The sequence below is a fragment of the Geobacillus sp. C56-T2 genome (assembly GCF_007829715.1).
GTDB lineage: Bacteria > Bacillota > Bacilli > Bacillales > Anoxybacillaceae > Geobacillus > Geobacillus icigianus.
This window is the reverse complement of sequence record NZ_VJWB01000001.1, coordinates 564028-575748: the sequence shown is the minus strand read 5'-3', so window position 1 is coordinate 575748 and position 11721 is coordinate 564028. Positions and strand designations below refer to the sequence as shown.

Annotated in this window: 10 protein-coding genes and 1 pseudogene; 4 read left to right on the top strand and 7 right to left on the bottom strand. The window is 44.1% G+C overall.

Translation table 11 applies throughout. From position 1 onward, the window contains the following. Positions 1-70: 70 nt before the first annotated feature. A complete protein-coding gene (locus tag GC56T2_RS02935; RefSeq protein WP_144972917.1) occupies positions 71-1657 on the top strand; it encodes an ATP-binding protein in 1587 nt (528 codons plus the stop codon). Positions 1658-1710: 53 nt separating this feature from the next. Next, positions 1711-2391: a response regulator gene (locus GC56T2_RS02930; RefSeq protein ID WP_144972915.1), complete on the top strand. Its 681-nt coding sequence runs from the start codon at positions 1711-1713 to the stop codon at positions 2389-2391. A 1-nt stretch (position 2392) separates the two neighbouring features. Here GC56T2_RS02930 and GC56T2_RS02925 read toward each other — a convergent pair whose 3' ends face one another. Continuing rightward, positions 2393-3370 carry a LacI family DNA-binding transcriptional regulator gene (locus GC56T2_RS02925; RefSeq protein WP_144972912.1) on the bottom strand — a complete coding sequence of 326 codons (978 nt, stop codon included), beginning with the start codon at positions 3368-3370 and terminating at the stop codon, positions 2393-2395. Between the two features lie 277 nt (positions 3371-3647). On the opposite strand from GC56T2_RS02925, the gene GC56T2_RS02920 reads away from it, so the two are divergent. Beyond that, a complete protein-coding gene (locus GC56T2_RS02920) occupies positions 3648-4337 on the top strand; it encodes a hypothetical protein (protein ID WP_144972910.1) in 690 nt (229 codons plus the stop codon). A 65-nt stretch (positions 4338-4402) separates the two neighbouring features. Here the strand turns inward: GC56T2_RS02920 and yhbH are convergent, their stop codons facing one another. The 5 genes and pseudogenes from yhbH to GC56T2_RS02895 form a co-directional block, all read right to left on the bottom strand. Continuing rightward, positions 4403-5560, bottom strand: a complete 1158-nt coding sequence (yhbH, locus tag GC56T2_RS02915; protein ID WP_144972908.1) for a sporulation protein YhbH — start codon at positions 5558-5560, stop codon at positions 4403-4405. 380 nt (positions 5561-5940) lie between these two features. Then, positions 5941-6987, bottom strand: a pseudogene (locus GC56T2_RS02910) (protein prkA); the annotation flags it as partial. Positions 6988-7098: 111 nt separating this feature from the next. Beyond that, positions 7099-7353, bottom strand: coding sequence for a hypothetical protein (locus GC56T2_RS02905; RefSeq protein WP_144972906.1), 255 nt, complete (start codon positions 7351-7353; stop codon positions 7099-7101). Positions 7354-7573: 220 nt separating this feature from the next. Next, positions 7574-7927 carry a hypothetical protein gene (locus GC56T2_RS02900; RefSeq protein WP_144972904.1) on the bottom strand — a complete coding sequence of 118 codons (354 nt, stop codon included), beginning with the start codon at positions 7925-7927 and terminating at the stop codon, positions 7574-7576. A gap of 209 nt (positions 7928-8136) precedes the next feature. Next, positions 8137-8361 carry a hypothetical protein gene (locus tag GC56T2_RS02895; RefSeq protein ID WP_144972902.1) on the bottom strand — a complete coding sequence of 75 codons (225 nt, stop codon included), beginning with the start codon at positions 8359-8361 and terminating at the stop codon, positions 8137-8139. A gap of 599 nt (positions 8362-8960) precedes the next feature. Between GC56T2_RS02895 and GC56T2_RS02890 the strand changes: the two genes are divergently transcribed. Next, positions 8961-9713 carry an MvaI/BcnI family restriction endonuclease gene (locus GC56T2_RS02890; RefSeq protein WP_186440022.1) on the top strand — a complete coding sequence of 251 codons (753 nt, stop codon included), beginning with the start codon at positions 8961-8963 and terminating at the stop codon, positions 9711-9713. A 334-nt stretch (positions 9714-10047) separates the two neighbouring features. Here the strand turns inward: GC56T2_RS02890 and GC56T2_RS02885 are convergent, their stop codons facing one another. Beyond that, entirely contained in the window at positions 10048-11505 is a 1458-nt protein-coding gene (locus GC56T2_RS02885; RefSeq protein ID WP_144972898.1) for a TRM11 family methyltransferase, read from the bottom strand. Between the last annotated feature and the right edge of the window lie 216 nt (positions 11506-11721).

Here is an 11721-nt window from a genome sequence, read left to right as displayed (position 1 = left end):
TTTTATCATACACCGTAAACATGCTAAAATAAATCATCATCCACGTTTGTCCGAGAAAGAGGGCCATGCTATGAACCGGCTGCCGATTCGTTGGAAAATTACCATTTTCATTTTTGTCATTGTCACTTTTTCAATGTCGCTAAGCGGGTTGTTCATTATCGGCGATTTTTTCCAGACGAAAGAAGACGAATTGCGGCAGCGCGCCTTATTGACGGCGCGCACGGTGTCTGAATTGCCAGAAGTGAGGCGGCACATCGTTGGGTCGAAGCAAAACCGGGCGCTCGTGAATCCCATCGTCGAGCGGGTAAGGGTCGTTCATAACGCCGATTATATTGTTGTGCTTGACATGAACAAAATCCGCCTTTCCCATCCGCTTCCGGCCATGATTGGCACCGTCTCCCACGGAGCCGATGAAGGGCCGGCGTTCGCGGAGCATACGTACACATCAAAAGCGCGCGGAGAAATCGGGACAGTGGTGCGCGCCTTCGTCCCCATCATGAATCGCGATCATGAACAAATTGGCGTCACCATCGCCGCTTACCGATTGCCGACGTTTTGGGAAGCGATCGATACGTTAAAAGAAGAAATCGCCATGGCGGTCGTTCTGTCGCTCACCGCCGGTGGGAGCGGAGCTTGGCTGCTCGCCTCCCACATCAAGCGCCAAATGTTTGAGCTTGAGCCGCATGAAATCGCCAAGCTGCTCGTGGAGCGGACGGAAGCGTTTAACGCCATGCACGAAGGCGTCATCGCCATCGACAGCAATGAAAACATCACCATTTTTAATGACCGGGCGAAGCAAATGCTGGGCGTCGAAGGGAACGTGATCGGGCGGCCAATTCGTTCCGTCATTCCGGATACGTACCTTCCGGAAATCTTGGAAGTGAACAAACCGATTTACAACAAAGAACTGCAGCTCGGCAACTTAACGATTTGGAGCAATCGCATCCCCATCAAAGTCAACGGGAAGACGGTTGGCGCCATCGCCATTTTCCAAGACCGCACCGAAGTGAAACGGCTCGCTGAAGAACTGACGGGGGTCAAAGCGTTCGTCCACGCCTTGCGCGTGCAAAACCATGAATACATGAACAAGCTCCATACGATTGCCGGCCTGATCCAGCTCGGCCATATTGAAAAGGCGCTCGAATACGTCTTTCAAGCGACCGAAGAGCAAGCGGAACTCACGCAGTTTTTAAGCCGCAACATCAAGGATGAGAGCATTTCCGGGCTATTGTTAAGCAAAATCCGCCGCGGCAAGGAGCTCGGCATTCGGGTGACGATCGATCGGCACAGCCGGCTGCACCGCCTCCCGCCGCACCTTGATCACCATGATTTTGTCGTTCTTCTTGGCAATTTAATTGAAAACGCCTTCGACGCATTCCAAGGAGTCACCGGCCGGGAGAAAGAAATCTACATCAGCATCGAACAAAACGACGAAATTTGTTCGCTTTCGGTTGAAGATAACGGCCAAGGCATCGCCCGCGAGCATATCGACCGCATTTTTGACGAAGGCTTTTCAACAAAAGGCAAGAACGGTCGCGGCATCGGTCTCTACTTGGTAAAACAAATTGTCGAGAAAGGAAACGGACAGATCGATGTCAAATCAGCGCAGGGCGAAGGCACCGTCTTCACGATGACCTTTGAGATGGCACCGGCTTGATGCATGGGCGACCGCCGTACGTGACCTGCCCAAAACAAAGGAGGAAAAAAGCGATGTACCGCGTGTTGTTGATCGAAGATGACCCTATGGTGCAAGAAGTCAACCGGCAAATGATCGAACAAGTGGACGGGTTCACCGTTGTCGGCCTCGCCGGAAACGGGGAGGAAGGGCTTCGCCTCATCCGTGAACTTCAACCTGATATCGCGATGATCGATATTTATATGCCGCAGTTGGATGGCCTTGAAACCGTAAAACAAATCCGGGCTCAAGGCTATGAAGTCGATCTGATCGCCATCACCGCGGCCAGCGACATCGAAACGGTGCGCCGCATCCTGCAAAACGGCGCATTTGACTATATTGTCAAACCGTTCAAATTCGAACGGCTCAAACAGGCGTTAGAAAATTATCGCACCTTCCGTCAATCATTGGCGGAAAAAGAGTCGCTCACCCAAGCGGAGCTTGATGCGCTGCGGCAAACACCGGAGCAGCCGGCCGTCTCAACGGCAGAACTTCCGAAAGGATTAAACGAAGTGACATTGGAAAAAGTGATCGCTTATTTGCGCCAGCACCGCTTCCCCGTCTCCGCTGAAGAAGTGGCCGAGGGGGTCGGCATCGCTCGCGTCACCGCCCGCCGCTATTTGGAGTATCTCGAAAAAAGCGGAAACGTTATGCTCGATGTACAGTATGGCGGCGTCGGCCGCCCCGTCAACCGCTATCAGCTGAAGCGGACGTAGCTCAGCCCGTCATTCGCACAATCAGCCGCGCCGGCAACTCTTCTTGCGTTCGCGGCACATTTCCTGTTTCAAGCCAATGATGAAGAAGGCGAAACGCTTTTTCCCCAAGCGCAAAGTGGGGAAGCGCCACGGTCGTCATGCCTAGCATTTCGGCCAACGGATCGTTATCAAATCCAATGACAGCCAGCTCCTCGGGAATGTGCACCCCGACGCGCTGCGCATGCAGCACGATGCCAGCCGCCACTTGGTCGCTCGTCACAAGCAGGGCGCTCGGCCGTTCTTTCATGTCCATCCACCGCTCAATCACACGCTTGCCATCTTCAAGAAATAGACAGCCGTCAAAAATCCACTGCGGTTGCGGAATCACGCCGACGCTGCCCAGCACATCCCGATACGCCGCTGCCCGCGCTTGGCTGTTCGGTCCCGTCGTTCTTCCGATGCAATAGCCGATCCGCCGATGCCCCTTGTCCAACAAATAGCGAAGCGCCTGCGCAAACGCCTGGTAATGATCGATATACACCGTGAAAAAATCGTGTCCAACGGCTCGTTCACATAAAACGATCGGACCGTCTTCACGGTAAGCGGCAAACACCTCCCAGTCGGCCTCGTGAGAACAGACGATCAGCCCATCCATTTGCTTCATCCGCAACCGCTCTAACGCTTCTAACTCCCTCTTTACCTCGTAGTTTGTTTGGAACAAAAGCAGCTGATAACCGCAGCGAAGCGCCTCCTTGGAAATTCCTTCAATGACCGCCGAAAAATAAGGATGATGAATGTACGGAAGCATCACGCCAACGATTCTCGTCTTCCCTTTCGCCAAATGGACAGCCTGAATGTTTTTCGTATAGTTCAGCTTCTCGACCGCTTCCCAAACCGCTTTCCGCTTTTCCTCGCTCACGTACGGATACCCGTTTAACACCCTCGATACCGTAGCCACCGACACGCCCGCTTCTTTCGCTAAATCGCGGATGTTCGCCACAATTCCACTCCTTCCGAAAAACAGCTTGACTTGAAACGCGTTTCATCCATTATGCTGGTCTCGCCATTCAGTATACAGGAGGTGGAACGCCAATGCTCAATGGATTGGCCTTGCTCGCCTTGCTTGTCGCGATCATTTGGGGAGGAGCTCATGTCGCTCTCAGCGCCAAAGAGAAACAGAAGTCAAACCACCATAAAAAATAAGGAAGTGAACCCGTTTGTTTCCGCTGTTTCAACTGCTATAATGAATGGTATATGGAAAGCAAGGAGGAATCAAGATGTTTCGATATTGGCAATCGCTCATTTCCATCGTTGCCGCCGCTGCCTTGCTTGCCGGCTGCGGTGCGGACTCTTCGCCGCCCGACAAAGCCGAAGCAAAAGCCAAACAAACGGCAAGTTCCGGCGAACACCGCACTCATCCGCAAGCAACAGAGCCTGCGAACCAAAACTCCACCGCTGCTGGCGGGCAGCACTCAACCGGGAATGGACAAGGCAAAACGGCAGGGGATGAACCGGCGTCTTCCCGACCAACCACTTCCCTTTCTTACCAAAAAGGGAAGCAAATCGTCACCGGAACAGCCACGTTGACCGTCAGCGACAACCAGCATTTCTCGCTCTACGTTCTGGACGGCTGGACGCTTGATGCAGAGGAACCGAACGCCGACGTTCTCCTTCATGGCAAGACATTCGCCCGCATCCGTCTCCTTCATGACAAGGAGATCGACTACGAACAATTGGCCAAGGAACACGCCCAAGCGGTCAACATCAGCGCCGCGCGCCGGCAAGCCGCGCAGCTCCCTGCCCCGTTTCAAGACGCCGTTTGGTACACCGCCCAAGCCGATGGCGTCACCGTCCACGTCATCGCCAGCGCTCAGCCATCGCCACTGCTGCTTACGGTTCATGCCCCTGATGGCGAAGATGCGCTCGGCGCTGTCCTTGCCATGGTCGCCACGTTGCAACGACAATAATCGTTTGGCGGGAGGCCATCGCCCTCCCGCCGCCAAAAGAAAAACCCCTTTGCCAGCAAAGAGGGTCAAACTAGCTGTATGCTTTCTTCTTTGCGAAAAAACGTTTTCATCGCATGGAAAACGTCCGATTTTTGCCTAAGGATATAATACCGGAATTTTTCGTCTTTAATGTTTTTGTAAGCAGACATTAAGGTGGAATGGCGGTTGTACTGATTCACTTCCCCATATCCAAACATGTTTGACACTTTCATCAACTCTTGAACAAGCTTGACGCAGCGGGCGTTGTCGGACGTCAAGTTGTCGCCGTCGGAGAAATGGAACGGATAAATGTTATAGCGTGACGGAGAATATTTTGTTTCAATTAGTTCAAGGGCTTTGCGGTAGGCCGACGAACAAATCGTTCCGCCGCTTTCCCCTTTGGTGAAAAATTCTTCCTCACTGACAACTTTCGCTTCGGTATGGTGGGCGATGAAGGCGATGTCGACCGTCTCATACTTCGTGCGCAAAAAGCGCGTCATCCAAAAGAAGAAACTGCGCGCCATATATTTTTCCCACATGCCCATCGAACCGCTTGTGTCCATCATCGCTAGGACGACCGCTTTCGATTCCGGTTTAATGACTTCGTTCCACGTTTTAAATTTCAAATCTTCGCGATAAATCGGGTAAAAGCTCGGCTTGCCGCTCATGGCGTTGCGTTTGAACGCGGCGAGCATCGTCCGCTTTTTATCGATGTTGCCCATCAGCCCGGTGCGGCGAATATCATTAAACTCAATCTGTTGGACGACGTGTTGGTCGAGCTCTTTCCGCTGCAAATTCGGAAGTTCCAACTGGCTGAACAGCGCCTCTTCAATTTCCATCAGCGACACTTCGGCTTCGTAATAATCTTGGCCTGGCAGGTCACCGGCCCCTTGGCCTTTTCCTGGCCCCTGTCCCTCCCCGCTTCCGTCCTTGGCCACGACATCGCCGACTTGGCTGTCTCCGTTTCCTTGACCGACGTGCTTGTTTTTCTCGTAGTTGTAGCGAATTTTATACTCATCAAGCGAACGGATCGGAATTTTAATCACATCACGTCCGTTAGACATAATGATGCTTTCTTCGGTGATTAAATCCGGCAAGTTATTTTTGATCGCTTCTTTGACTTTTTCTTGGTGACGCTTTTGATCGTCATGCCCTTTGCGGTGGAGGGACCAGTCTTCTTTCGATACAACGAAATTCCCCTTCATATTTTTCCCTCCTTTGTCAAAATGGTTTCACACTTTTCGCTTTCCCGCATATACTTATGTTGGCGTCATCACAACAAACGCATCACGATACTAGGTTTGGTTTATTTTATCCTATGCAAAAATTCAAAATAATTGCCAAATGAATGCGGAAAATAGTGGGATCGGACAAGCCCGATTGCTTGTTTGCTCTCGGGTTGTGATGCAGCGCCCTGACCTTCCATGAAAACAAGCTCTCCCTTGATCCATGAGGGAACGTGCACAAAGCATGCCCGATGCGACAAAGTTTCTTTATTTGAGAAATAAGGCCGGGAAGCGTCCCGCTTCTTCCACCCCGACTCTTCGCGGTGATAAAAAAGCATGCCTCAGCGCTTGAGGCATGCCTATCGGTTCAACAAGCTGCCGACATAGCGGAGCAATTCGTTGGCCGATGTGGAGTTATATCCGTACTCATCAATCAAGCGGGCGACAACCTCATTAATTTTTTTCAGCTGCTGCTCATCCGGCGTTTTCGTCGATGTTGTAATTTTTACGATATCTTTTAGATCCGCGAACAGCTTTTTCTGAATCGCTTCGCGCAGCCGTTCGTGGGAATTGTAGTCAAACCGCTGCCCTTTGCGCGCATAGGCGGAGATCCGAATCAAAATTTCTTCGCGGAACGCCTTTTTCGCATTTTCGGAAATGCCGATTTGTTCTTCAATCGAGCGCATCAGCTTCTCATCCGGGTTCATTTCCTCACCGGTGAGCGGGTCGCGCAGCTTCGTTTTGTTGCAATACGCTTCGACGTTGTCCAAATAGTTGTCCATCAACGTTTTCGCCGATTCTTCATACGAATAGACGAACGCCTTTTGCACTTCTTGCTTGGCGATTTCATCATATTCTTTGCGCACGAGTGAGATGAAGTTCAAATACCGTTCACGGTCTTCTTTAGAGATGGATGGGTGCTGATCCAACCCTTCTTTCAGCGAACGAAGCACATCGAGCGCGTTGATCGACGGCACTTCTTTCCGGATGATGCAGGCCGAAATGCGGTTGATGACATAGCGCGGATCGATGCCGCTCATCCCTTCGTCCGGATGCTCTTTTTTCAACTCTTCGACATCGACTTCGTTGAACCCTTCGATCATCTCTCCGTCATACAAGCGCATTTTCTTCAACAAGTCCACATCCGGCCGTTTTGATTCTTTCAGCCGCGTCAAAATCGTAAACATGGCCGCAATGCGCAGCGTGTGCGGGGCAATATGCACGTCGGCGACATCGCTTTCGCGAATCATCTTTTCATAAATGCGCTCTTCTTCCGAGACGCGCAAGTTATATGGAATCGGCATTACGATAATGCGGGAATGGAGCGCTTCGTTCTTTTTGTTGGCGATAAATGACCGGTACTCGGTTTCGTTCGTATGGGCGACGATCAGTTCATTCATTGTAACTTGATATCTACTAAAATATGAAAATAGGTATTTATTAAACTTTTATTTCTGTTTGCCAATACACATTTTATATTTTTTAAACAAAAAAATAACCACCATAAGCGGTGGTTATTAATGGTTGTTTTTATATTCCATTAGCAAGATACGGGCCAGAAGTGAATTTATATCTTCGTCTTTATCGGAAATCTCACGTTGTGGTTTTAAAATTTTTATTGTTCCATATTGCCCCTTAATTTCTTTGTGAATTTCAGGTGTTTCTTCCTTAACATTAACATTTCCCAAGCCAACCCCTCCCGTACCTTTTACAACAAAGATATGAGCGGGATTGGCTTTATTTTCGTGGAATTTTTTTTGTAATGCGAACATATACATCCCCCCTGACTGTCTTTCAGCAGGAGTGGTATGTATTGTAAATAGTTCTTTAAATATGTGATTTTAGCAGTGTTTTAATTATCGTTCTTAATAAATGTGGTTTTAACTATACTGTAAATAGTTATACAAACATTAGTTTTCTCTCGTATTTTAATGGCAACCACTCGCTGTTTTTTATTGTAATAAAAGCAGGAAGGTTATCCCCTGCTTTATTTTACAGATTATTAGTCATGAAATCCAAAAATCCAATAACATCAGTATTATTATCGATGACATAACCATGATGATAGAAGAATTCAATTGGTGTTTCATATTCTTCCCAGCATAATCTGATGAAGTCTCTTAAATCATCTAAGTCATTAAGACTATCAATATAAAAATAATCAACGATTACTTTATCATACTTGTGTTTTTTAAGTAGTTTTTCTATTTCCCAGTAGTCATATTCAATTGTTGTTAATTCTGCATCTTCTGTTATTGTTAATCTCGCAAAATCTTCATGAATTTCATAAAACTCTTTCTGATATGGACTTACGCTTTTAATTAAACATAAATATTTCTTACTCATTCTAATCTCCTCCTAGTTTTTATTGAAGATGGGTATCTTCCCTTTATTCTTCAATAACTAGGAGTGTATTAAGTGTATAAGAGTATATTAGATATAATAAGCAGTAACAATATATATGGGATAATAATACTATAGTAGAATCGTTTTGTAAAGGGCCGGAAATAAAAAATGCAGGGAATTTTTTATTTTACCCTGCGCATGTCTTCTGCTCAAATCATTACAAACGAATAAATTACTATGACAAAAATCGACAATAAAATCACAATTCCAATAACATACTTCACGTATCTATAAACCCTCGTTTTGGAAAAATTTTTAAAGCAAAGATTAATAAATAAATCAGCAATTGCGGCAATAAGTATAAAAACAAACAACAGTAAACAAACGTCTGAAGCCTTTTCTGCCCATGCAATCAGTGATTGCAGTTCTGACATGAGAACTCCTCCTTTGTCCTTTGTCTTACGCTATTTTGCTCACTGAGCATCATTTAAACTTTGAAGGCCTCAGTCCTGCTTTTTATCAGTTGTTATATGCTGTATTTGCTAATTGAATTTTGAGCCACTCCGATTACATCTTTGTGAGCCACTTGAAAATTGACAAATGGTAAATACGAGATGTGACATGAAGTCTCTAGAGGCATGTTTTCAATCGAGAGGCGGCACATCAAGTGTTTCGATCGGCAACAAGCCTGCCGTGCCTCTTAATCCATATCAAGACGGTGTTTTTGCTATACACATACATCTTGAAGAATTAATATTCCAATTTATCGTTGCCCATTTGTTTAGTGGCTTTTCAAGGGAATTAAGATATTGTTTATGTTAGTAATTTTCTCTGAATGTATATAGAAATGGAATGACTTAATTTTATGTTAAAACAAGAGAAGCCATTAATAAGTTTACTTAGATTAACCTTAAAAAGATAAAATTAACATTCACATCCTTGAATATCAATGTCTTTTTAATAATAATGCTAGCAATTACCTATCAATAAATGTAAAATTTATATGTACTATCTTACAGGGAGGGATGTAACATTGAGTAACGATTTCAATACCGCATTAGAAAGTTTTAAAAAGGACTTTCTTAAAATAAAAGGTAAGGAATTTCCAAGTAACAGAAAACATGACACTGGTATAGGCAAAACGTTTGAAGATTTAATTGGCGTAGAGGAAAACAATAATTTACTAGTTGATTACAAGGGGCATATTGAGTTAAAGTCTCAACGTCAATTCACAGGTAGTATGCTGACATTGTTTACAAAACAACCCGAACCAAAGGGAATTGTAAACAAACTAAAAGACCTATATGGAACCCCACACGAAAAGTATTCTCAGTATAATATTCTTCATACTACCGTTAATGCAGTAGATTTTAACACGTATAAAAGTAAATATGGTTTTAAAATGGAAGTTGATCGTGAAGCGCAAAAAATCCGTTTTCTAGTAAAAGATTTACAAACAGGAAAAATTGTAAATAACGAAGGATATTTTGATTTCTCTGTCTTAAAAGAAATTGTGGAAACGAAGTGCAAAAACATTGCTTATATTAATGCAAAAAACCGCAAACACGGGGATCAAGAGTATTTTATATTTGATAAAGCACTCCTGCTCAGTGGTCTTACTTTTGATAAATTTATAAATCTAGTTGAAAATGGCACTATCAAATTTGACTTCCGTGTGGGTGTTTACGGTTCTGGCAAAAACTTAGGCAAACCACACGACCATGGATCTGCATTCCGAATTCCTAAAAATGCTATTGGTTTAGCGTTTAATATAGAAACGATTTAGAGTCACGAGCATGGCCCTGCATTCCGTATAAAAAACCCGATATTCCATCGGTATTTAAAATGGAGGTTTTATGCTAATAAAAAAGAGCAGTTTTACTACTGCTCTCAAAGAGTTGAAAAAGTGGGACGTCAAGAAAAAGTTCACGAAAGATGTGGGCTTTTTCTTTTCTTTAGATTGTCGAATTTTTTGAATATCCTAATTTAAGGAAGGAAAATACACAAATCTGCAATCCCTTATCCATTTTCTCTACCTAAAATATACAATTGAAAAACGATTTTGTCCTTGACAAAATCGTTTTTCAACAGTCTGAGAGCAGTTTTACTACTGCTCTTTTTTATGCTTTTTTTCTCAAAATCACAATATGTTCGTTTGTCATTGTAGTTACTTTTGCGCCCGCTTTATTTGTCGGTGAATTTAGCAAAGGCATTACTTTGTTAGGAATATTTCTACCTAATGTAATTACATGCTCTAAACCGTATTGTTCACCTAATTCAATAAGGATTTGACTTGTAAGAAGTTGTTCTTCCTTTACTGTTCTATTTCCTACAACCCAACATTGATAGGAGTTAGCCTTCATTTTACGTGTTATAGTACCTAGAGAAATGTTTAAATCACGATAGAAAGCATATACATCTAACGCCCTCTTTTCATCTTTTGCTTTAATCACATTGAATGAACGTTCAAGCGTTTTAGAAGGTAAATCAAATATTATCTCCTTATCCACCTTACCACCTAACAGTTCTTTGTCGATGTTTCTAATATCCTTTTCTGTAAGAGGCTCATCCTCCATGTCTAGCCATTCCAGTGCTGTTCGGGAGAACTGGCCATATGCTACTGTTGTGCGGCTGTCTCCGTAAGGTGGCGAAGTAATCAATAAATCAATAGAGTTATCTGGGATATCAGGTAACTCCATAGTATTATTTTTATAAATAAAGACTTTCGTTTCGACTTTTTTCTTTTTATATTCTTCGTAGAAATCAACCATTTTTTGTTCATTTCTTTGCAGTAAGTTCATAAATGTTTCCAGCACATTAGGACGAAATTCTCTTACTTTGTCTGGGGGCATTCTAAACATTTTAAATTCGCCATTTCTTCTATTAGATGTTAGACGTACAGTTTCGGAAAATGCTACCCAGAAGAAATCACGGATATCTTTGTCCTTCGTTAATTTTATACAATTTTTTAATAATTGTAGTTCTAATACAACTTTAGGTAAAAACCAATATCCTAGATTACTGATGTTTGGTAAAGATAAGTCAAGATTGTGCATATGAAGATATTCTGTTGTAATTTCTACTGCTTTTTTTCCCCAACCATCTTTATCAGCCACATCTAAACCCAGGTCAACTCTCACGTAGTTATCAAAACGCTCAATTATCCCGTTCAATTCGTTGAAGTTGTAATCAACACGGTCATATAACTTAAAAATCTCTTCCGTCAACTTATGTGGTTCAAGAGGAACTGTTTTTACTTTACTAATCAATCTTGCAAGAGGATTTAGATCAGTTCCATAAACCTCTTCCATATCGGCAAGAATCCCCTCAACAAGACATGTCCCGCTTCCCATGTATGGATCAAAGAATGTCCTAATGTTTGGCTGGTGTTTCTTAAAAATGCTGATTAATGCCCTGCTTATAGGGTATACCATTACAGCAGGATAGTTATGAATGCCATGTGTTAATGCTCTTGTATCTTCCTCTTTAAAATCCCATGTGTTAACTGGGAGAGAATTTAACTCTTCTACCAAAGCATTGTCAATATTTTGAAGTTGTTTTGTTATTAAAATCGCCATTCGCCTCACTCCTATGCTATCTTATTTTAACGAAATTGACGTAAATAAAAAAGAGGGGAATTATAAACATATATTCCCTAAACACGAATCTCTTCCTACCACCTACTCCATGTTTGTTTACCTCACTTCATTCAAAGTTTCATCAGTATCCCCTCTTTACTCAAATCATTACAAACGAATAAATGACCGCCCCAAAAATCGACAATAAAATCACAA

What these genes read in the sequence shown, in the direction of transcription:
- GC56T2_RS02935 (WP_144972917.1), top strand. Translation starts at nt 71, where the DNA reads ATGAACCGGCTGCCGATTCGTTGGAAAATTACCATTTTCATTTTTGTC.
- GC56T2_RS02930 (WP_144972915.1), top strand. Translation starts at nt 1,711, where the DNA reads ATGTACCGCGTGTTGTTGATCGAAGATGACCCTATGGTGCAAGAAGTC.
- GC56T2_RS02920 (WP_144972910.1), top strand. Translation starts at nt 3,648, where the DNA reads ATGTTTCGATATTGGCAATCGCTCATTTCCATCGTTGCCGCCGCTGCC.
- yhbH (WP_144972908.1), bottom strand. Translation starts at nt 5,560, where the DNA reads ATGAAGGGGAATTTCGTTGTATCGAAAGAAGACTGGTCCCTCCACCGC.
- GC56T2_RS02905 (WP_144972906.1), bottom strand. Translation starts at nt 7,353, where the DNA reads ATGTTCGCATTACAAAAAAAATTCCACGAAAATAAAGCCAATCCCGCT.
- GC56T2_RS02900 (WP_144972904.1), bottom strand. Translation starts at nt 7,927, where the DNA reads ATGAGTAAGAAATATTTATGTTTAATTAAAAGCGTAAGTCCATATCAG.
- GC56T2_RS02895 (WP_144972902.1), bottom strand. Translation starts at nt 8,361, where the DNA reads ATGTCAGAACTGCAATCACTGATTGCATGGGCAGAAAAGGCTTCAGAC.
- GC56T2_RS02885 (WP_144972898.1), bottom strand. Translation starts at nt 11,505, where the DNA reads ATGGCGATTTTAATAACAAAACAACTTCAAAATATTGACAATGCTTTG.